This window comes from Gluconacetobacter brunescens (assembly GCF_048695475.1).
Taxonomy (GTDB): Bacteria; Pseudomonadota; Alphaproteobacteria; order Acetobacterales; family Acetobacteraceae; genus Gluconacetobacter.
Map to the genome: position 1 here is coordinate 2,429,697 of NZ_JBLHEN010000001.1, position 20,829 is coordinate 2,450,525.

Annotated in this window: 22 protein-coding genes; 10 read left to right on the plus strand and 12 right to left on the minus strand. The window is 67.4% G+C overall.

Translation table 11 applies throughout. The annotated features are described in order from the left end of the window. Positions 1-43 precede the first annotated feature (43 nt). The 3 genes from ACMAUO_RS10775 to ACMAUO_RS10785 all read left to right on the plus strand — a co-directional run bounded on the left by ACMAUO_RS10775 (position 44) and on the right by ACMAUO_RS10785 (position 5,138). Positions 44-1,543: an aldehyde dehydrogenase family protein gene (locus ACMAUO_RS10775; RefSeq protein ID WP_420356882.1), complete on the plus strand. Its 1,500-nt coding sequence runs from the start codon at positions 44-46 to the stop codon at positions 1,541-1,543. Continuing rightward, positions 1,540-3,138 carry a GMC family oxidoreductase gene (locus ACMAUO_RS10780; RefSeq protein WP_420356883.1) on the plus strand — a complete coding sequence of 533 codons (1,599 nt, stop codon included), beginning with the start codon at positions 1,540-1,542 and terminating at the stop codon, positions 3,136-3,138. Before ACMAUO_RS10775 ends, ACMAUO_RS10780 begins: the two co-directional genes overlap by 4 nt. A 413-nt stretch (positions 3,139-3,551) precedes the next feature. Then, positions 3,552-5,138 (plus strand): carbohydrate porin, encoded by a 1,587-nt coding sequence (locus ACMAUO_RS10785; RefSeq protein WP_420356884.1) that lies wholly within the window; start codon positions 3,552-3,554, stop codon positions 5,136-5,138. Between the two features lie 7 nt (positions 5,139-5,145). On the opposite strand, the gene ACMAUO_RS10790 is transcribed toward ACMAUO_RS10785, so the two are convergent. The 5 genes from ACMAUO_RS10790 to ACMAUO_RS10810 all read right to left on the minus strand — a co-directional run bounded on the left by ACMAUO_RS10790 (position 5,146) and on the right by ACMAUO_RS10810 (position 9,395). After that, complete coding sequence (locus tag ACMAUO_RS10790; RefSeq protein ID WP_420356885.1) at positions 5,146-5,892, minus strand: pyridoxine 5'-phosphate synthase; 747 nt, start codon at positions 5,890-5,892, stop codon at positions 5,146-5,148. Continuing rightward, on the minus strand, positions 5,889-6,854 hold the full coding sequence (gene pdxA, locus ACMAUO_RS10795; protein WP_420357268.1) for a 4-hydroxythreonine-4-phosphate dehydrogenase PdxA: 966 nt from the start codon (positions 6,852-6,854) through the stop codon (positions 5,889-5,891). The genes ACMAUO_RS10790 and pdxA overlap by 4 nt, the downstream gene beginning before the upstream one ends. A 22-nt stretch (positions 6,855-6,876) precedes the next feature. Next, positions 6,877-8,301, minus strand: coding sequence for a dipeptidase (locus ACMAUO_RS10800; RefSeq protein ID WP_420356886.1), 1,425 nt, complete (start codon positions 8,299-8,301; stop codon positions 6,877-6,879). A 225-nt stretch (positions 8,302-8,526) separates the two neighbouring features. After that, a complete protein-coding gene (locus tag ACMAUO_RS10805; RefSeq protein ID WP_420356887.1) occupies positions 8,527-9,018 on the minus strand; it encodes a protein-export chaperone SecB in 492 nt (163 codons plus the stop codon). Between the two features lie 86 nt (positions 9,019-9,104). Continuing rightward, positions 9,105-9,395 carry a hypothetical protein gene (locus tag ACMAUO_RS10810; protein ID WP_182947829.1) on the minus strand — a complete coding sequence of 97 codons (291 nt, stop codon included), beginning with the start codon at positions 9,393-9,395 and terminating at the stop codon, positions 9,105-9,107. A gap of 139 nt (positions 9,396-9,534) precedes the next feature. Here ACMAUO_RS10810 and ACMAUO_RS10815 point away from each other — a divergent pair, with 139 nt between their 5' ends. From ACMAUO_RS10815 to ACMAUO_RS10825, 3 genes are read left to right on the plus strand one after another with little or no spacing between them, the layout of a single operon-like run. Next, entirely contained in the window at positions 9,535-9,882 is a 348-nt protein-coding gene (locus ACMAUO_RS10815; protein WP_420356888.1) for a LapA family protein, read from the plus strand. Next, positions 9,879-10,586, plus strand: a complete 708-nt coding sequence (gene pyrF / locus ACMAUO_RS10820; RefSeq protein WP_420356889.1) for an orotidine-5'-phosphate decarboxylase — start codon at positions 9,879-9,881, stop codon at positions 10,584-10,586. Before ACMAUO_RS10815 ends, pyrF begins: the two co-directional genes overlap by 4 nt. 4 nt (positions 10,587-10,590) lie before the next feature. Next, the gene (locus ACMAUO_RS10825) at positions 10,591-11,238 is read left to right on the plus strand and encodes a phosphoribosylanthranilate isomerase (protein WP_420356890.1); all 648 of its coding nucleotides are present in this window, start codon (positions 10,591-10,593) and stop codon (positions 11,236-11,238) included. On the opposite strand, the gene ACMAUO_RS10830 is transcribed toward ACMAUO_RS10825, so the two are convergent. Further along, positions 11,223-11,591 carry a hypothetical protein gene (locus ACMAUO_RS10830; protein WP_420356891.1) on the minus strand — a complete coding sequence of 123 codons (369 nt, stop codon included), beginning with the start codon at positions 11,589-11,591 and terminating at the stop codon, positions 11,223-11,225. The genes ACMAUO_RS10825 and ACMAUO_RS10830 overlap by 16 nt on opposite strands. A 29-nt stretch (positions 11,592-11,620) precedes the next feature. Continuing rightward, positions 11,621-11,809, minus strand: coding sequence for a hypothetical protein (locus ACMAUO_RS10835; RefSeq protein WP_420356892.1), 189 nt, complete (start codon positions 11,807-11,809; stop codon positions 11,621-11,623). Between ACMAUO_RS10835 and ACMAUO_RS10840 the strand changes: the two genes are divergently transcribed. Beyond that, the gene (locus ACMAUO_RS10840) at positions 11,808-12,656 is read left to right on the plus strand and encodes an aminoglycoside phosphotransferase family protein (RefSeq protein WP_420356893.1); all 849 of its coding nucleotides are present in this window, start codon (positions 11,808-11,810) and stop codon (positions 12,654-12,656) included. The two genes, ACMAUO_RS10835 and ACMAUO_RS10840, sit on opposite strands and share 2 nt — an antisense overlap. A gap of 6 nt (positions 12,657-12,662) precedes the next feature. Here the strand turns inward: ACMAUO_RS10840 and ACMAUO_RS10845 are convergent, their stop codons facing one another. Beyond that, on the minus strand, positions 12,663-13,160 hold the full coding sequence (locus tag ACMAUO_RS10845; protein WP_420356894.1) for a DciA family protein: 498 nt from the start codon (positions 13,158-13,160) through the stop codon (positions 12,663-12,665). A gap of 9 nt (positions 13,161-13,169) precedes the next feature. Here ACMAUO_RS10845 and mutY point away from each other — a divergent pair, with 9 nt between their 5' ends. From mutY to hemH, 3 genes are all read left to right on the plus strand, one after another. Next, positions 13,170-14,234, plus strand: a complete 1,065-nt coding sequence (mutY, locus tag ACMAUO_RS10850) for an A/G-specific adenine glycosylase (RefSeq protein ID WP_420356895.1) — start codon at positions 13,170-13,172, stop codon at positions 14,232-14,234. Positions 14,235-14,435: 201 nt separating this feature from the next. Then, entirely contained in the window at positions 14,436-14,582 is a 147-nt protein-coding gene (locus ACMAUO_RS10855; RefSeq protein ID WP_420356896.1) for a hypothetical protein, read from the plus strand. Positions 14,583-14,643: 61 nt separating this feature from the next. Beyond that, positions 14,644-15,681, plus strand: a complete 1,038-nt coding sequence (gene hemH, locus ACMAUO_RS10860) for a ferrochelatase (protein ID WP_420356897.1) — start codon at positions 14,644-14,646, stop codon at positions 15,679-15,681. A 61-nt stretch (positions 15,682-15,742) separates the two neighbouring features. On the opposite strand, the gene ACMAUO_RS10865 is transcribed toward hemH, so the two are convergent. The 4 genes from ACMAUO_RS10865 to ppdK form a co-directional block, all read right to left on the minus strand. Further along, positions 15,743-16,084 (minus strand): hypothetical protein, encoded by a 342-nt coding sequence (locus ACMAUO_RS10865; RefSeq protein WP_420357269.1) that lies wholly within the window; start codon positions 16,082-16,084, stop codon positions 15,743-15,745. A gap of 167 nt (positions 16,085-16,251) precedes the next feature. Beyond that, positions 16,252-16,935 (minus strand): hypothetical protein, encoded by a 684-nt coding sequence (locus tag ACMAUO_RS10870; RefSeq protein WP_420356898.1) that lies wholly within the window; start codon positions 16,933-16,935, stop codon positions 16,252-16,254. A gap of 186 nt (positions 16,936-17,121) precedes the next feature. Next, entirely contained in the window at positions 17,122-17,976 is an 855-nt protein-coding gene (locus tag ACMAUO_RS10875; RefSeq protein WP_420356899.1) for a pyruvate, water dikinase regulatory protein, read from the minus strand. A gap of 92 nt (positions 17,977-18,068) precedes the next feature. Continuing rightward, positions 18,069-20,753 (minus strand): pyruvate, phosphate dikinase, encoded by a 2,685-nt coding sequence (gene ppdK, locus ACMAUO_RS10880; RefSeq protein ID WP_420356900.1) that lies wholly within the window; start codon positions 20,751-20,753, stop codon positions 18,069-18,071. Between the last annotated feature and the right edge of the window lie 76 nt (positions 20,754-20,829).

Consider the following 20,829-nt stretch of genomic DNA (forward strand, 5'->3'; position numbering starts at 1 on the left):
CGATATGCGCCCGACCACCCAACCCAGGGAGGAAAGCTCGTCAATGAACGAAATGGCAAAAGGGGCGCTCTTGCCTGAAACCCCGCGTGAATTCGGCTTTTTTGTCGATGGAGCCTGGCACGCCGGCCATGACTGGTTCGAGCGCAACTCCCCCAGCCACGATGTGCCGGTCACGCGCATTCCCCGCTGCACGAAGGACGATCTCGACGCCGCCGTCGCCGCCGCGCGCCGCGCGTTCGAAGACCGGAGCTGGGCCGGCCTGCCGGGGGCCGAGCGCGCGGGCATCCTGCTGCGCGCCGCCGAGGGCCTGCGCCGCCGCCGTGACGAAATCGCCCGGTGGGAAGTGCTGGAAAACGGCAAGCCCCTGACCCAGGCACGCGGCGAGATCGACCATTGCATCGCCTGTTTCGAGGTCGCGGCCGGCGCCGCGCGCCTGATGCGCGGCGACAGTTTCAACAATCTGGGCGACAGCCTGCTGGGCCTGCTGCTGCGCGAGCCCATCGGCGTCGTCGGCCTGATCACGCCATGGAACTTCCCGTTCCTGATCCTGTGCGAGCGCGTGCCCTTCATCCTCGCCTCGGGCTGCACGCTGGTCGTCAAGCCCGCCGAGGTCACCAGCGCCACCACCCTGATCCTGGCCGACATCCTCACCGAGGCCGGCCTGCCGCGCGGCGTCTATAACGTGGTCACGGGCGCGGGCCGCACCATCGGCCAGGCCCTGGCCGAACATCCCGACGTGGACATGCTGTCCTTCACCGGCTCCACCGGCGTCGGCCGCTCCTGCGTCCACGCCTCGGCCGACAGCAACCTCAAGAAGCTGGGGCTCGAACTCGGCGGCAAGAACCCGATCATCGTCTTCGCCGACGCCAACCTGCACGACGCCGCCGACGCCGTGGCCTTCGGCATCAGCTTCAACACCGGGCAGTGCTGCGTCTCCTCCAGCCGCCTGATCGTGGAGCGCTCGGTCGCGCGCGAATTCGAATCGATCCTGGCCGACAAGATGAAGAAAATCCGTGTCGGCGACCCGTTCGATCCCGAAACGCAGATCGGCGCCATCACCACCGACGCCCAGAACAAAACCATCCTGAACTATATCGCCCAGGGCAAGGAAGAAGGCGCGAAGCTGCTGTGCGGCGGTGCCGCGCTGGATCTGGGGCACGGCCAGTTCATCCAGCCGACGCTCTTCTCCGACGTCACGCCCTCGATGGCCATCGCGCGCGAGGAAATCTTCGGCCCGGTCCTGTCCTCCTTCCATTTCGACACGCCGGAAGAAGCCATCGCGATCGCCAACGACACCGTCTACGGCCTGGCGGCGTCCCTCTGGACCCGTGACATCGACAAGGCGCTGACCGTCACCCGCCGCGTGCGCGCCGGGCGCTTCTGGGTCAACACCATCATGGCCGGCGGCCCGGAAACCCCCATCGGCGGCTTCAAGCAGTCGGGCTGGGGCCGCGAATCCGGCATGCTGGGCGTCGAGGAATATACCCAGGTGAAATCGGTCCATATCGAAACCGGCGGCCGCACGCACTGGATCGCATCATGACGCATGGATTCGACTATATCATCGTGGGCGGCGGGTCGGCCGGCTGCGTCCTGGCGGCGCTGCTTTCCGAAAATCCCTCTTCCCGCGTCTGTCTTCTGGAAGCCGGCAAGCGCGATACCCATCCGCTGATCCACATGCCGATCGGCTTCGCCAAGATGACGACCGGCCCCATGACCTGGAATCTGCTGACCACGCCGCAGAAACACGCCAACAACCGGCAGATCCCCTATGTGCAGGCCCGCGTGCTGGGCGGCGGCTCGTCGATCAACGCCGAAGTCTTCACGCGCGGCCACCCGTCGGACTACGACCGCTGGGTGGAGGAAGGCGCCGAGGGCTGGGGCTTTCGCGATATCCAGAAATACATGATCCGCTCCGAGGGCAATACGATGCTCTCCGGCCCCTGGCACGGCACGGACGGCCCGCTGGGCGTGTCCAACCTGTCCACCCCCAACCCGGTCAGCCGCGCCTTCGTGCAAAGCTGCCAGGAACTCGGGATGCCCTATAATCCCGATTTCAACGGCCCCACGCAGGAAGGCGCGGGCATCTACCAGATGACCATCCGCAACAACCGGCGCTGCTCGGCCGCCGTCGGCTATCTGCGCCCCGCGCTGGGCCGGCCGAACCTGCATGTCATCACCGGCCTCGCGGTGCAGCGCATCGTCTTCGAAGGCCGCCGCGCCATCGGGGTGGAATATCTCAGCCGCGACGGCACCAAAAAGATCGCCCGCGCCGACCGCGAGGTCATCGTCACCTCGGGGGCCATCGGCACGCCCAAGCTGATGATGCTCTCGGGCGTGGGCCCGGCCGCGCATCTGCGCCAACACGACATCTCCGTGGTCCAGGACCTGCCCGGCGTGGGCCAGAACCTGCAGGATCACTACGGCGTCGATGTCGTGGCCGAACTCAAGACCCATGACAGCCTGGACAAATACAAGAAACCCCACTGGATGCTCTATGCGGGCCTGGAATACGCCCTGTTCAAGTCCGGCCCCGTCACCTCCAACGTGGTCGAGGCCGGGGCCTTCTGGTACGCCGACCGCCAGGCCCCCAGCCCCGACCTGCAATTCCATTTCCTCGCCGGAGCCGGGGCCGAAGCCGGCGTCGCCTCGGTGCCGAAGGGCGTATCGGGCGTCACGCTCAACAGCTACACGCTGCGCCCCAAATCGCGCGGATCGGTCACCCTGCGCTCGTCCGACCCGCGCGAGGCGCCACTGGTCGATCCGAACTTCCTTGCAGATCCCGACGATCTTCGCATTTCCGCCGAAGGCGTCAGGCTCAGCGTCGATATCTTCTCGCGCCCGTCACTGAGCAAATATGTCCGCAAGGTCGCCGGTTTCGACCACGCCATCACCACCCGGTCGGGGTTCGAGGCCTATGCCCGCGAATATGGCCGCACATCGTACCATCCCACCTGCACCTGCAAGATGGGCCGCGACGCGATGTCGGTCGTCGATCCGCAACTGCGCGTCCATGGGCTGGAGGGCATCCGCATCTGCGACAGTTCGGTCATGCCGTCCATCATCGGCTCCAACACCAACGCCCCCACCATCATGATCGCCGAACGCGCGGCCGATCTGATCCGGGGAAACGCCTGAAACACAGACACAGCCGGGCCTCGCGCCGCACACGCCCCGCAGGGCATGCAGGCCGAGGCCCCCAGCCGAAGGGCAAGGCAAGACAGGGTTGAAAAACACCCAAGCTGATTTCATAGCCGAGGCACCCCCTCGTTCCGGCGCACCTGGATGAAATTACGCAGCAGCCAAACAATATTCGCGCCGATTTTTTGATAAAACCCCGCGATCCGACGGAGCAGGCAACGGCTGAAGCCGGATCGACGTGTACAGATCATTCAACGTCAAAATTTCATCAAATACGAACGCACGAAAAATAAAGCGGAACCAAAATGTGAACGTGTAACAATCAAACCAACCAATATCGCAGTGTCGCCGGCATCATCCTCGTGCGGGAAAAACCCCAATGCCGGCACATGCGCAGGGAGATCAAAAAAATGAAGATCCATGCAACAAAGTGGACCCAATCTCTCGCCTTCGGCTGCACCCTGATATCCTGCCTGCCCGGCGGGCCACCGGCCGTGCATGCCCAGTCCGTATCGCGCATCACCCGTAAACCGCATCACGCGGCACCAACCGCGTCCCACGCGGTCACGACACCAGCGGCCCCCTCGCAGTTGACCACACCGAGCATCCACAAGCCCATCGTGTCGGTCCAGCCGCAACCCGTCATCCTGCCCCCTCAGGCGGAAGACCTGGGCAATACGAAGCGCGAGGAACTGTCCGATACGACGGAACATGCTTTCTTCCCCGCCAGTTTCGACGACTGGCTCCGGCAGAGCACACTGACCGGCAACTGGGCCGGCAGGCGAACATGGCTGGTCGATCACGGCGTCACCATCACCGGCCATTATTTCCAGGACAGTGCCGGAAACCCGACCGGCGGCCAGTCCCAGAACGTCCGTTACGCCCACGAACTCGGCATCAATGTCGATTTCGACCTCAAGAAACTCACAAGCTGGGATATCGGCCTGTTCCATTTCATCGTCACGTCCCGCGCCGGCCAGGGCCTGGGGGCGAAACTGCCGGCCCTGGACAGCCCGATGGAGATCTACGGCTCTCCCACCGTCCGCCTGTCGCTGCTGTCGTGGGAAATGCCATGGAACAAATACGTGGCCACCACGGTCGGCGAGATCAATTCCGAAACCGATTTCGAAACCTGGTCCTATTACTGGGGCATGAACAATTACTGCCAGTTCCAGACCAACGCGATCTGCGGCATGCCGCAATCCATCGCCTACAATTCCGGCTACGGCTATTACCCCACGGCGCATCCGGGCGCCTGGGTCAAATTCTATCCCGCCGGCAACAACCATTATTCCGTCCAGTTCGGCGTCTATTCCGTCGATCCGACCATCGCGAACACGCATAATGGCTGGAAACTGAATCTTCACGGCGCCACGGGCACATTCCTGCCCTTCCAGCTCGTCTGGCATCAGGGCGGCAAGGACGATTACAGCGGCCCGCTGCAAACCAACGTCAAGGTCGGCGGCTACTGGGACACGTCGCAGGTCAGCGACGTCTATTCCAAACTCGGCATGTTCCAGATTCCGTCCCAGTATCTCGCAAACGCCCCCAGCGCCAATGTCCGGGGCCGCTTCGGCGGCTGGTTCCAGTTCGACCGCCTGCTGGAGCGCGACAGATACGCGCCGCACCGGGGCACGTCCTTCTTCGCCTCCTTCACCTGGGGCGATCCCCGCACCGCGATCTTCCCCTATTTCGTCGATTGGGGCCTGACGCGCAAAGGCACGTTCGCCAGCCGCCCCGACGACACGGTCAGCGTCGGCATGAAATATCTATGGGTCAACGCTAAACTGACAAACTACGTGGCACAGCTTCAGAAAGAGGGCGCAACCGGCATCTACAAACCCACGCAGGAACACGCGATCGAGGTCAATTACGGCTGGCACCCCACACCCTGGCTGCTGATCCGCCCCGGCGTCCAGTATATCTGGAGCACCGGCGGCACCAACCGCTACAAGAACCCGGTCATCCTCGATTTCGAAACCGGCGTCTCCTTCTGAAACAGGCTCAGTCGCGTGTGTTCCTGGCCGCGTCCATGCACTGGCGCATCCGTGCGATGGTCGCGGCCAGCCCGTCGAAAATCGCCTGCCCGATCAGGAAATGTCCGATATTCAGCTCCACCACCTGCGGCAGGGCGGCGATCGGCCCCACATTGTCATAGGTCAGGCCATGCCCCGCATGCACCTCCAGCCCCGCCTCGTCGGCCTGCGCCGCCGCCCGGCGCAGCCGCTCGTACTCTCCGACGCGGCCTTCGGCATAGGCGCCGGTATGCAATTCCACCACCGCCGCGCCAATGGCGGCCGCAGCCGCGATCTGCGCCGGGTCCGGGTCGACGAACAGCGAGACCCGGATTCCGGCCTCGCGCAGCGCCCGTACCTGCGGGGCCAGCGCCGCCGCCTGCCCCGCCACATCCAGCCCGCCCTCGGTCGTCACCTCGGCCCGCCGCTCGGGCACGATGCAGCACGCATGCGGGCGCAGGTCCAGCGCAATGGCCACCATTTCGTCCGTCGCGGCCATTTCCATATTCAGCGGCGCCGCAAGCTCGGCCCGCAGCCGCGCCAGGTCGGCATCGCGGATATGCCGCCGGTCCTCGCGCAGATGCGCGGTAATGCCATCCGCCCCCGCCGCCACGGCAAGCATGGCCGCCGCCACCGGGTCGGGGTGGCTGCCGCCGCGCGCGTTCCGCACGGTGGCGACATGGTCGATATTCACCCCAAGGCGCAGCGCCCGCGCGGGAGGAACGGAAAGGGTCATGCTGCACTCCGGTTACGGGCCATGTCGCGGGCCAGTTTCAGGGCGGCGATCAGGCTGGACGGGTCGGCCACGCCCTGCCCGGCGATATCGAAGGCGGTGCCATGGTCTGGCGAGGTCCGCACGATCGGCAGCCCCAACGTCACATTCACGCCGCCCGCCATGTCGATCGTCTTCAGCGGAATCAGCGCCTGGTCATGATACATGCACAGCGCCGCGTCATAGCGGGCGCGGGCCGGCGGCGTGAACATCGTGTCGGGGGGCCATGGCCCCGTCACGTCAACCCCGTCACCCCGCAACACCGCGATGGCAGGGGCAATGATCTCCCCCTCTTCCCCCCCCATCACCCCACCCTCACCCGCATGCGGATTCAGGCCGGCAACGGCCAGACGGGGAACAGCAATCCCGAAATCCCGCCGCAGCGCGGCAACGGTCGTCCGCCCGCACCGCACGATCTCGTCCACCGTCAGGCTGTCCAGCGCCCGACGCAGCGACACATGGATCGTCACCGGCACCACACGCAGTTCCGGGCAGGCCAGCATCATCACTTCCCGCCCCGGCACGCCGCAGAGTTCCGCCAGATATTCGGTATGGCCCGGATGGGCGAAGCCCGCCTGCTTCAGCACCAGTTTGCTGATCGGGTTGGTCACCACAGCGCCAACCTGCCCGCCCAACGCCAGTTCGACGGCACGGGCAATACTGCCGATCACCGCCGGCGCATTGGCCACATCAGGCGCCCCCGGCCGCGCGGCACAGGCCAGCCCGACCGGCAGAACCGGCAGCGCCTCGCCAAAAACCGCAGCCGCCTGCGCCGCATCCGCCACCACACGCACCGGCACGCCGCCATAAAGCGCCGGATCGCCCAACACCATGAACCCCGGCCCGTCCGCCCGCAGGGCGCGCCACGCGGCCACGGTCAGTTCCGGCCCGACCCCGGCCGGGTCGCCCATGGTCAGGGCCAGCATTCGCGGCACGCCGGCCTCCATGTCAGCCGGCGAACCGGCGGTCGCGCGCCAGGGCCTCCAGCACCCGAACCCAGGAGCGGATGCCCTTGTGGAACGAGACCAGGTCATATTTCTCGTTGGGCGAATGGATGCGGTCGTCATCCCGCGCAAAGCCGACCAGCAGCGAATCCATGTCCAGCGCCTGCCGCACTTCCGACACCACCGGGATCGACCCGCCACTGCCGATCGTCACCGCCGGCCGGCCCCATTCCTCGCCCAGGGCCGCCAGCGTGGCCCCCAGTCCCGGCCCGTCCGCCGGCACGACGCTGGCCCGCGACCCGCCATGGCCCGCGAACGTCACCGTGCAGTCGGCCGGCAGCATGGCCCGCACGTGGGCGCGGAATGCGTCGCGGATACGGGCCGGGTCCTGCCCAGACACCAGCCGGAACGACACCTTGGCCGAAGCCTGCGCCGGCAGCACGGTCTTGAACCCGTCGCCCGCATAGCCGCCGCTGATGCCGTTGATCTCGAAAGTCGGCCGGCACCAGGTCTGCTCCACGGCGGTATAGCCGCGCTCGCCCGCCGGCACCGACAGCCCGACCGGTCCCAGGAATTCGGCATCCGAGGGCGCAATGGCGCGCCACTGGTCGCGCACTTCGGCCGGCGGGTCCTGCACGCCGTCATAGAAACCGGGCAACGTCACCCGCCCGCTCTCATGGTCGCGCACCGAAGCCAGAATCCAGCTCAGTAATTCCAGCGGGTTACGGGCCGCATTGCCATAAATGCCGGAATGCAGGTCGCGGTTGGCGCAATGGATCGTGATTTCCTCGCCAACCATGCCGCGCAGCGCGGTGGTGATGGCCGGCACGCCGCCATCCAGCATCCCGGTGTCGCAGATCAGCGCGACATCGGCGCGCAGTTCCTCGCGATTGGCCTGCAGGAACGGCAGCAGGTTCGCGCCGCCGCTTTCCTCCTCGCCCTCGATCACCAGCGATACCCGCAGCGGCAGCGTGCCGTGCTCGGCCTTGAGCGCGCGCAGGGCCTCGATAAAGGTCATCACCTGGCCCTTGTCGTCCGACGCACCGCGCGCAACGATCCGCGCCCCTGCCTCGTCGCGCACCACGCGCGGATCGAAGGGCGACGTCTCCCACAATTCCAGCGGATCGACCGGCTGCACGTCGTAATGGCCATAGAACAGCACATGCGGCAGCCGCCCGGCCGAGCCATCGGCCGACCGGTCATGCGCCACCACCATCGGGTGGCCCGGCGTCTCGCGCACCGAGGCCTCCAGCCCGATCGCCGCCAGTTCGTCCCGCAGCCACTCCGCCGCGCGGCGGCAATCGCCGGCGTGGGCGGGCTGGGCGGAAATGCTGGGAATGCGCAGGAAGTCGAACAGCCGCTCCAGGCTGGCCTCCAGCGTGCGGTCCACCCTGTCCAGCACCGGCGCCAGGTCACGTCCGTTCGTCATTATCGTCCATCCTCGATCCGGAATGCGGCACGCGCCGCAAGTCAGTCGGGAATGTGCGAACAGGACGCAGGAAATGCAATGCGTGGCTGAAAGATGGCAGGTCCCTTCTTTTTCTGAAGAAAAAGAAGCAAAAAGACTTTCAATCGTTCAGGAGCATCGCGTGTCCCCAGCACAAGGCTCCCGACCGAATCAGAGTTTTTTGGTTCTTTTTTTCAAAAAAGAACATCACCCCACCGGCCGCCGCCCACGCTGCAACGCCGCGAAATCCACCCCCTGCATCAGCACCGGCGGAAATCCCGCATCCCGCGTCAGATCGGCCAGCAGGTTGCGCGCGCCGGGAAACAGCAGGGCCGGGATCTCGACCAGCAGCAGCGGCTCCAGCACGTCCGGCACGGCAATCCCGCCGGCGGCGCGCAGGCTGACCAGCCCGGCATAGGCCAGGTCGGCCTCGAACAGCACCTGCTCGTCCGGCCCCCGCCCCTGGCAGCGCAGCACCAGCGCGACCTCGAACAACGGCGCGCCATCGGCGACCTGCCGCGCATCGACATCCAGATCCAGATGCAGGCGCGGCAGCCCCTTCGGCGCGGCATGCACCGCCGGCGCGCCGGGCACGTCCAGACGCACTGCCTTCACATACTGGCTGACGATCTCGCCGCGCGGCGCGGCCATTGCCTCCGCCGCCCCGGCAACCGTGGCGGTCGCGTCTCCATCATGCATCGTGCCCACGTACTCCGGATCGTGAAGCCGCGACTGTGCTCCAGGCAAGGTGAACGGGGCGTTTACCCGGTGTGGATTTTATCGCTTCAAATGAACTGCCCGCGCAAAAAACCCAACGCCGGCAGGGGACGCCAGGCGCGCGGCAGGTCGGCACGGCGGATGGGCTGCACGCTGTAGCGGGGAACAGGCTGGCGGCTCTGGCGCAGGAAGGCGGCATAGGCCCGGACCTGCTGCTCCCGCCAGTCGCGGTCGGCCATCGCGGCCGGGCGGGCGGGATAGATCTCCGCGATGCGCAAGGCCCGGCCGACGGTCGCCACAACGGCCCACACCATGTCGTCCTTGCGTCCGGTGCGCTGAAACGCGATGATTTCACTCAAGAGCCTGCTCCGCCCCGATCCGGCGACGACACCATGCCGGCGCGGTGGAAATCAAGGCCGATCTGCGGGCGTCGGCTCGCCGCACGGCCATGTCCGACTTTCCTTGCCGGACATCGCGCGAAACGGTAGGAGGCTGCCCATGCTGCGTCTACTCGTCACCTTGCCTTTCCTGCTGGGGCTGATCGTCTTCAGCGCCTGCAACCAGGACCCGATCCAGATGTGGTTCCTCGACTGGGGATGGAAATCCTCGGTCGGCGTGCTGACGCTGGTCGTCGCCGCCGCGTTCTTCCTTCTCGGCGCGGTCACGGTGTGGTTCGCCGAACTCCGCCAGCGCGGACGCGCCCGCCGGGCGGAACAGCAGGTGCGCACGCTGGAGGAACAGGTGGCCGACCTGCGCCGCCAGCAGGCCGAAACCTACAACCCGCCGCCGACAGCCATGCCCGTCTCCACCACCCTGCCGGCCTCGCACGAGGCACCGCTGCCATGACGACCCGCCGCACGCGCCTGATCGTGGCGCTGGACACCAAGGACGAGGCCCAGGCCGCGCGCTGGCGCGACCAGACCGCCGCCAGCGCCGACGCCATCAAGCTGGGGCTGGAATTCACCTACGCACGCGGGCTGGACGCGGTGCGCCGGGTCGCGGACGGGCACAGCCTGTTCCTGGACCTGAAACTGCACGACATCCCCAACACCGTCGGCTCGGCCATCGGCAGCCTCGCCGACACCCGCCCGGCGATGCTGACGATCCACGCCCAGGGCGGCAGCGCCATGATCGCGGCCGCCCGCGCCGCCGTGGACCGCGCCTTTCCGGCCGACGCGCGCCCCCTGCTGCTGGCGGTCACGGTCCTGACCAGCATGGACGAAGCGGCCCTGCGCGAAATCGGCGTCAATGACGACCCATGCCAGCAGGTGCTGCGCCTGGGCGCATTGGCGATCACGGCCGGCGCCGACGGCCTGATCTGCTCGCCGCACGAAATCATTCCCCTTCGCGACCGCCTGGGCGACGCACCGGTCCTGGTGGTGCCCGGCATCCGCCCCGCCGGCGCCGAGACCGGCGACCAGAAACGGGTCATGACCCCTGCGCAGGCCCGCCATGCCGGCGCCGACTGGATCGTGGTCGGCCGGCCGATCACCACCGCCGCCGATCCCGCCGCCGCCGCCGCCGCCGTGGCGGCCGAACTCGCCGGCTGACACGGTGGCCCCACCCGTCGGCATCAAGATCTGCGGCCTGACCGAGCCCGAGGGGCTGGACGCCGCGATCGCCCATGGTGCCGACTGGGTGGGCTTCGTCTTCTTCGCACGCTCCCCCCGCGCCGTCACCCCGGCACAGGCCGCACCATTGGCCGCGCGGGTGCCGGCAGGCGGCCCACGCCGCATCGGCCTGTTCGTCGCCCCGGAGGATGACGCAATCGCGGCAACGCTGGATGCGGTCGCACTGGACGGCTTGCAGATCTACGCCCCCGAAGCCCGCGCGGTGGAAATCCGCGAGAGATTCCACCTGCCGGTCTGGCACGCCCAAGGCGTAACCACGGCGGCCGACCTGCCTGCCACCAGCAGGCTGGACGGGCTGGTGATCGAATCCCGCCCACCCATCGGTGCCGACCGGCCGGGCGGCAATGCGCAGCCGATCGACTGGGCCATCACGAAACACTGGCGCTCCCCCGTCCCGTGGATGCTGGCGGGCGGGCTGACCGCCGAGACCGTCGCCCGGGCGATCGCCCTCAGCGGCGCCTCGGCGGTCGATGTCTCATCCGGCGTGGAAAGCGCACCGGGCCGCAAGGATGCGCGCCTGATCGCACGCTTCATCCAGGCGGCCCGGCAGGGCCGTCACCAGCGCCGATAACCGTACGGGTAGCCGTAGCCGTACGCGGGATAGCCATAACCATAGCCGGGATAAACCGGGTAGGCGTACCCCGGATAGGCCGGCGGATAATAACGGTACCGGTATCCATAGCCATAATAAGGCGCCGCGATCGCCGCGCCTGCCAGCATGCCGACCCCGAAGCCACCCCAGCCCCAGCCCCAGCGCGGCCCCCAGCCGCCACCCCAGCCACCACGGCCCCAACCGCCGCCCCAACCGCCACCGCGTCCCCAGCCGCCGCCCCAGCCCCAGCCCCCCCGGGCCATGGCCGCACTCGAGGACAGCGGCCCCGCCGCAGCCAACGCCGCCGCCAGCAGGAAAGCCATCTTGCGCATCGGAATTCTCCCTTCCAGCAGGAATATCGTCACGTCATCATGTCGGCAGGACAGGCGGGATGGTAAACCCGTCCGGCATGCACGATCACGGGATCGCGGTCCGCCTTCCTGTCGGTACACAAATCATCGGGCGCCCCGATCCCGGCCATTTTGTGGCAAATCAGCCCCGCCGGCGAAACCACGAACAGGGCGGCCAGCCGCCATGGAATAGGGAGCATGACGCACGATCATACCACGATCACGCTCCCGGCCGACCTGCCCATCCGAATGGCACGATGGGGCCTGGTCCGGACAGGCGAACCACCGGTGCGGACAGCCACCTCCATTCTGCTGCCGGTCCTGCGTGACGGGATGCCCGCCATGCTGAAACTGTCTCACGATCCGGACGAACAACGCGGAAACGACCTGATGGCCTGGTGGCGGGGAACCGGCGCCGCGCCGGTCCTCGACCATGACCGGGAGGCCATTCTGCTGGAACGCGCCATCACAGGCCGTTCGCTGGCCGATATGGTCGATGAGGGAGACGACACCGAGGCCACGCGCCAGATCTGCCATGTCGCCGGCCGCCTGCATGGCCATCGCGCAGCAAGCCGGCCCACGCTGCGTCTGCTGGATGACTGGTTCCGCGACTTCACGGCCCTTCCACCCGCACCCGGCGACTGGCTGGCACGCTGTGCCGCCTCGGCGCGCGCATTGCTGGCCGATCCCCGCGAACCCGTGGCGCTGCACGGCGATCTTCATCATGGAAACGTGCTGGAGTTCGGCGCGAAAGGTTGGCGCGCCATTGATCCCAAGGGCCTGTTCGGAGAACGCACGTTCGATTTCGCCGCGCTGTTCCTCAACCCCGACCTCGCCGGACGCCCCCGGCGCCATGCGGACCTGCCGAACATCTTCGCCCAGCGGGTCGATCTGGTCGCACAAACAGCGTCCCTCGACCGCACCCGGCTCGTGCAATGGATTCACGCCTGGTGCGGGCTATCGGCACTCTGGTTTCTCGAAGACGGGGCGGAGCCCGTCATCCAGCATCGCATCGCCCTGCATGCCGAAAAATTCCTGACGCGCTGAACCCTGTCACCGCTGCCCGCTGCGCTCGCGGATACGCGCACCCAGGGCCGCCAGCGCATCTTTCAGCGGGCCATCCTGCATGTCCGGTATCGGCACCGGCGCGGGCGGATCGCGCGGCGCGGGGCGGGGCGGGGGTACACTGCCCGCGACCATATCCTGCACCAGTTTCAACGACCGCACCGTGCCATGCCCGCAGGAGCGGTTGACGCGGGCAATCAGTTCCGGCGCCAGATGCTGCAATTCCATCGCCACCGGCCCGGCACAGCCCAGCGTCAGCACGCCGGCCGACAGGCGGCGCGGCACGGTGCAACGGGCCAGGTCGGGCCCGACGATCTCCGCCCAGTCGGTCATCACCTGCGCCAGCGCCGCCGGATGCCGGCGGAAGGCCGGGCGTGCAACGGTCGGAACCAACGCCCCCAGGCTACGCATCGTCAAGGCGCGCCGTGGTTCGGGCGGGGGCGCGGTGATGCCCACGCGCTTGCCGTCGGTCCGATCCTTCGCCATAAGCGCCCCGTGCCTCCTTCTTCCGCCGCCCTGCTGCGCTGGTACGACCGCCATCGCCGGACCCTGCCCTGGCGGGCCCTGCCCGGCCGGACAGCCGATCCCTACCACGTCTGGCTCAGCGAAATCATGCTGCAACAGACGACCGTGGCGGCGGTCATCCCTTATTACCACCGCTTTCTCGACCTGTTTCCGACAGTCGGCGCTCTGGCGCGGGCCGAATCCGACACGGTGATGGCCGCCTGGGCGGGCCTTGGCTACTACGCCCGGGCCCGCAACCTGCATGCGTGCGCAAAAGCCGTGGCAGCGGCCGGCGGCTTTCCGCGCGACATGGCGGGCCTGCTGGCGCTGCCGGGCGTGGGCACCTACACCGCTGCCGCCATCGCCGCCATCGCGTTCGGCCAGCCGGTGGTACCGGTGGACGGCAATGTGGAGCGCGTGACCAGCCGGCTGTTCGCCCTGACCGACCCGCTGCCCGGATCGCGCAAGGCCATCGCAAGGCACGCCGCCACCCTGAACGATTCCGCCGAGGCCCGAGCACGCCCCTCCGATTTCGCCCAGGCCCTGTTCGACCTGGGCGCGGGCATCTGCACGCCGCGCCAGCCGGCCTGCGCGCTCTGCCCGTGGCGGGAAGCCTGCGCCGGCCTCCGCCAGGGTATCGCCGCCAGCCTGCCGGCCAAGGCCCCGCGCGCCGCGCGCCCGGTGCGCCATGGCGCGCATTTCCTGCTGACCGACGCAGGCGGCCACATCCTGCTGCGCCGCCGGCCGGAGAAAGGGCTGCTGGGCGGCATGCTGGAACTCCCGGGCACCGAATGGCGCGCCACCCCGTGGCCCGAGGCCGAGGCCCTGCCCTTCGCCCCAGCTCGCGCCGACTGGCGCAGGGCGGGTCGCGTCAGCCACGTCTTCACCCATTTCACCCTGCATGTGGATGTCTATGCCGCCCACGTCGCGCACTTCCCCAACGCGGTGGCCCGGATCGGGGGGATGGCCGTGGCCCATGCCGACCTGGATACGCTGGCCCTGCCGTCCCTGATGCGCAAATGCGTGGATGCCGCATGGCCCGAGGCGGCGGCCTGACGATAGCGCAAGGCTCCGTCGCGAACCGCGCCGTCATCCATCCGTCATTTTTTCTTGACGATTCGTAAAGCGGCAAGCTTGACTGATCAGGTGGCCCGGACGGCCTGCTTCCAGGGTCCGATCCCGCCGCAAACGCCTTCCGGCAAGCGAAAACCGCCAGAATCCTCCGGCGGCACGCCATCTCCGGATGGGATGGAGAGCATGATGACCGTCATTACCGCGCTTCTGTCGTCATCCCTGCCGGTCCTTGGCCTGTGCCTTGCAACGGGCTGTGCCGCCCTGCTCGCATGGCGCAACGCGCCGGCACCTCAGCCGGTTCCCGTCCGCGTCCGTTCGCGCCGTCGCTGAATACGCATACCGCCGGGTCGGTTTTGCCACGATCCGGCGTGTCCTGTAGCATCCCGGATTGATGACCTTTCTCACGATCCGTCCGGGTGATTCCGTCGCCCCGTCCCGTATCGGCGTCCTGCTGACCAATCTCGGCACGCCCGATGACACCGGCTATGGCGCGGTGCGGCGCTATCTGGGCGAATTCCTCTCCGATCGCCGGATTATCGAGGCTCATCCGGCCATCTGGCAGCCCATCCTGCGCGGCCCGATCCTGACCCTGCGCCCGCGCCGCACCGGCAGCGCCTATCGCCGTATCTGGAACCAGGAACGCGACGAGAGCCCGCTGCGCACCTATACACGGGCACAGGGCGAAGCCCTGGCCGAACGTCTGGCGCCTGATGGCGTGGCGGTGGAATGGGCGATGCGCTACGGCACGCCCTCGATCGCCTCCGGCATCGCCGCCCTGCTGCGCCGGGGGTGCGAGCGGGTGCTGCTGCTGCCGCTTTATCCGCAATACAGCGCCACCACGACCGCGACCGCCAACGACCAGGCATTCCGCGCGCTGATGCGCCTGCGCAACCAGCCGGCGGTGCGGACAGTGCCCCCCTTTCCCGATCATCCGCTCTATATCGCCGCGCTGGCACGTTCGGTGCGCGAGACGCTGGCCGGCCTGCCCTTCGTTCCCCAGCGCATCGTGGCCTCGTTCCACGGCCTGCCCCGCGCCTATGTGGAAAAGGGCGATCCCTACGCCGAGGAATGCACCCGCACGATGGTCGCGCTACGGCAGGCCCTGGGCATGGACGAAACGGCAATGCCGCTCACCTACCAGTCCCGGTTCGGCCCCGCGCAATGGCTGGAGCCCTATACCGCGCCACTGATCGCCGGCCTGCCGGCACAGGGCATCACGCGCATCGCGGTGATCATGCCCGGCTTCATGGCCGACTGTATCGAAACGCTGGATGAAATCGGCAACGAGGTACGGTCGGAATTCCTGGCCGCCGGCGGCACCGATTTCGCCCTGATCCCGTGCCTGAACGCCGCCCCGGCCACCATCGACCTGCTGGAAGGCCTGGTCCGGCAGGAACTCGCGGGCTGGCTACCGGCAACCCCTGCATAACGAAAAACCGGGGCCGCCATCAGGCGGCCCCGGTCGGGTATGCGCGTCAGTGATGATGCAGTCAGTGCGCGGTACCTGTCGTCTGCGGATGCTCCGCATCCCACAGCGTGGCTTTCTGCTCGTCCGTCTTGCGCTGGCGATAGCGCTCCAGCATGCTCAGATTCGGATCGACCGGGTGCTCCTTGTCGTACAGGGCCGCCTTCTGCCGCAATGTCTTGCGGTATTCATGGCGGGTATACATGCCGGCGGCACAACCCCCGACCGCCCCCAGCACGGCATGATGGTTGGCCACGTGGCCGCCGACCGCTCCGACCGCGCCATATTTCAGGCATCCACCCGGTTCGGCATGCGCCCCGGCGACCAGGCCGGCCGACAGCAGCCCGGCAGTCAGCAGTATCGTCATACCGCGCTTCTGGATCTTCTTCATCAGTCCTGTCCATGCTCCAATGCCGGGTGACGGAGGGAAACGCTCCCGCCCTTCCCGGCTGAGGTCAGTCTATGAGGCTGTTTCAAAAACTCTGATAGTGAGCGGAATCGCGGCCCAGTCCCACGACCCCGCCCTGGTCACGCTTACGGGCTGTCACAGCTTTCGGTCAGGCGATTGAAGAACCGGCCACCGGTGCAGGCCACGGCAGGCGAGGTCGCCTGGGGCGCCCCGGGCTGTGCATAAGGCTGCGTCGGATAAGGTTGTGCCGGGTAGGGCTGCCCAGGATAGGGCTGTGCGGGATAGCCGTATCCTCCGGCCGGATAAGCGCCACCCCCATAGGCCGGCGGGGGATAACCGCCGTAATCGCCATAATCGTCCCCATAGCCGTCGTCATCATATGCGCCATAGGCCGCGGCTCCGGCGGCCATGCCGAACATCGTGCCGAACGCCAGCGGCCAGCCCCAGCCACCGTAGCCACCATAATATCCGCCCCAGCCGGGATAGCCCCAACCACCCCAGCCGCCCCAGCCACCACGGTAGCCGCCATAACCACCATAACCGCGATAATAGCCACCGCCGCCACGATAGTAGCCGCCACCACCCCGGTAGCCACCACCGCCATGCCAACCGCCACCACCGCCGTAGCCGCCACCTCGGAAACCGCCACCGCCACCGCGAAAGCCGCCGCCGCCACCACCGAAGCCATGGCCACCGCCACCACCACCGCCGTGGCCGCCACCCCCGCCATGCTGCGCCAGGGCTCCGACCGGTGTCGTCGCCACGCCCAGCATGATCGTGGCCGCCCCTAACATCAGAAATCGCCGCATTTGCCGAATTCTCCCGCCTATTCAACCCATATAGGCATGAAAGATGGTATTTTTCAGAGGGCGGACGTATCGATATGTAACGCCATCATACCGATCCCGGGCACCATTCCCCTACCGCATGACGGGTACGCGGAAGGCCGGATCGGATCTCAGTTTAAGAGGAATCCTGTCCGTCCCGATGGCGCCTCATGTCGGATGAGCGGCGGCGCGGCGTTCTTCCCAGTCGGCCATCAGGCCCATGATCGCGGCCGAGGTTTCCTCGATGGAACGGCGGCTGACATCCACCAGCGGCCAGCCATGCCGCGCGCACAGGCGCCGGGCCCAGCGGACTTCCTCCTCGACCCGTTCGGGATCGATATAGGGATTGTCCGTCCGCAGCAGCATTTCGGACCGGCGGTCGCCCATCACATCCAGGCGATGGCGACGGATGCTGATCAGCACATCGGGGTCGATGGTCAGCCCCACGATCGGGCGCGGAACATGCAGCAATTCGTCCGGTAGCGGCAGATCGGGAATCAGGGGCACGTTCGCCGCCTTCACCCCGCAATTGGCCAGGTAGAAGGATGTCGGCGTCTTCGAGGCACGCGAGATGCCGACCAGGATGACATCCGCATGCGAAAGGCCGCCGATCTCCTGCCCGTCGTCATGCGCCAGCACGAAATGCATGGCGTCGATCCGGCGGAAATAGGCATCGTCCATCACATACTGGCCGCCCGGCCGGCCGATCGCCTTCTCGCCGAGTTCGTCCTGCAACACGGCGGTGACCGGGTCCAGGACATTGACCAGCCGCACCTTGATATGCGCGCAGCCGATCGTCAGTTCATGTTGCAGCCGCTGATCGACCACGGAAGACAGCACCGGCCCCCGATCCTGCTCGATGGCTTCCAGCACCCGTCGCAACTGCGACCGGGTGCGGATCAGGTTCCAGCGATGGCAGGTGACTTCGGCATGGCTGAACTGGGCGATCGAAGCCCGGACGACGGAATCCAGCGTCTGTCCCGTCGCATCCGATACCAGATGCAGCACGATGTGATGCGACATGGAAGCAACCGGGCTCCGCCAGTAAAACAGTCAGAAAACCCGGCCCCGCCACACCCGCCAACGATGCGGGCATGGCGGGGCCGGTGCTTGGGTCAGCGAACCTTCGCGGCCGGCGCCAGCGCGTCACGCGCGGCCAGCGCGGCCTGGGCCGCCGCCAGACGGGCGATCGGCACCCGGAACGGCGAACAGGACACATAATCCAGCCCGACGGTCTCGAAGAACCCGATCGATGCCGGATCTCCGCCATGCTCGCCGCACACGCCCAGCTTCAGGCCCGGCTTGACGCTCCGGCCCTTCTCCGCACCCATGGAGACAAGCTGGCCCACGCCTTCCTGATCGATCGAGATGAACGGATCGCGGGGGATCAGGTCATGCTCGAGGTAGAAAGGCAGGAACGTGCCCACGTCGTCGCGCGAGAAGCCGAAGGTCGTCTGCGTCAGGTCGTTGGTCCCGAACGAGAAGAAATCGGCCTGCTGCGCGATCCGGTCGGCCGTCAGCGCCGCGCGCGGCAGTTCGATCATGGTGCCGATGCTGTAGTCCAGCGAAGCACCGGCCGCGGCCAGGGCCTCGGTCGCCGCCTGTTCGACGATGGCACGGGTCCGACGCAGTTCGGTTTCCATGCCCACCAGCGGAATCATGATCTCCGGCACCACCGCCAGGCCGGTTTCGGCCGACACGGCAATCGCCGCCTCGATGATCGCCTTGGCCTGCATGGCGTAGAGTTCCGGATAGGTCAGCCCCAGCCGGCACCCGCGATGCCCCAGCATCGGGTTGGATTCCGACAGCGCCGCCTTGCGCATCGCCACCGCTTCCAGGCTTTCGCCCATGGCGGCCGCGACCTCGGCCAGTTCCGCCTCGCCATGCGGCAGGAACTCGTGCAGCGGCGGGTCCAGCAGGCGGATCGTCACCGGCAGGCCCGCCATGATGCGGAACAGGTCCTGGAAATCCTGGCGCTGGAAGGGCAGCAGCGCGTCGATGGCGCGCACGCGCGTCGCCGCGTCGCCGGCCATGATCATCTGCCGCACGAAGCCGATCCGGTCCGGCGCGAAGAACATGTGCTCGGTCCGGCACAGGCCGATGCCCTCGGCGCCGAAATGGCGCGCGGTCTGCGCGTCATCGGGCGTCTCGGCATTGGCGCGGATCTTCATCCGGCGCACATTGTCGGCCCAGCCCATCAGGGTCGAGAAATCGCCCGACAGGGTCGGCTCGATGGTCGCCACCCGGCCCGCGAAGACTTCGCCCGTGCCACCATCCAGGGTGATCCACTCACCCTCCTTCAGCACCGTCGCGCCGACCGAGAGCGTCTTGGCCTTGTAGTCGACATGAATGCCGCCGGCACCGGCCACGCAGACGCGCCCCATGCCGCGCGCCACCACGGCGGCGTGCGAGGTCATGCCGCCACGGGTGGTCAGCACGCCACGGGCGGCGTGCATGCCGTGCACGTCCTCGGGCGATGTTTCGATGCGGACCAGGATCACATCCTCGCCCCGCGCGGCGCGGATCTCGACCTCTTCGGCACTGAAGACGATCGCACCGCCAGCAGCACCCGGCGAGGCCGGCAGGCCACGGCTGAGCATGGAGCGCGGCGCATTCGGATCCAGCGTCGGATGCAGGAGCTGGTCGAGCGACGAGGGCGGAACGCGACGGATCGCCTCCTCGTGCGAGATCAGGCCTTCCTCGGCCATCGCAATGGCGATGCGCAGGGCCGCCGCGGCCGTGCGCTTGCCGGTGCGGGTCTGCAACATGTACAGGCGGTTGTTCTGCACGGTGAACTCGATGTCCTGCATGTCACGATAGTGACGCTCCAGGATATCGCGCACCGACAGCAGCTCGGCATAGGCCTCGGGCAGCGCGCGCTCCATCGACAGCTCACCCTCGCGGGCCCGCTGCTGGGACATCGGCTGCGGCGTGCGGATACCCGCCACCACGTCCTCGCCCTGCGCGTTGATCAGATATTCACCGTAGAAGACGTTCTCGCCGGTGGAGGGATCGCGGGTGAAGCAGACGCCGGTGGCGCAATCCTGGCCCATGTTGCCGAACACCATCGCCTGCACGTTGACGGCGGTGCCCCAGCTCGCGGGAATGTCATGCAGGCGGCGATAGGTGTTGGCGCGCGGATTCATCCACGATCCGAACACCGCGCCGATGGCGCCCCAGAGCTGCTCGTGCGGGTCCATGGGGAACGGCGCGCCGGTTTCGCGCAGCACGATCTCCTTGTAGCCCACCACGACGTCCCGCCAGTCCTGGTCGGTCAGTTGGGTGTCGTCCTGCACGCCGGCGCCGCGCTTGGTCTCCTCGATCAGGTCCTCGAAGCGGTGATGGGACACACCCAGCACGACCGAGCCGTACATCTGGATAAAGCGGCGATAGCTGTCCCAGGCGAAGCGCGCATCGCCCGAATTGGCCGCCAGGCCCTCGACCGTCTCGTCGTTCAGGCCCAGGTTCAGCACGGTATCCATCATGCCCGGCATGGACACGCGCGCGCCCGAGCGGACCGAGACCAGCAGCGGCGCCGCCGGATCGCCGAAGCGCAGGTCCAGCGCGCCTTCGATCCCGGCCAGTGCCGCCTCGACCTGCGCGCGCAGATCTTCGGGATAGGCGCGGCCGTTGTCGTAAAACGCGGTACAAACCTCGGTCGTAATGGTAAAGCCGGGCGGAACGGGCAGGCCGATCGCCGCCATTTCCGCCAGATTGGCTCCCTTGCCACCGAGCAAGTCGCGCATGCCGGCACCGCCTTCATTCGCGCTGCCACCGAAACTATAGACCCACTTTGTCATAGCTCTCTCCTCTGCCCCGCCCATTCTACTGTGGAACGTGAACATCTCCTGGTCCGACGCCGCATACTCGCACTGT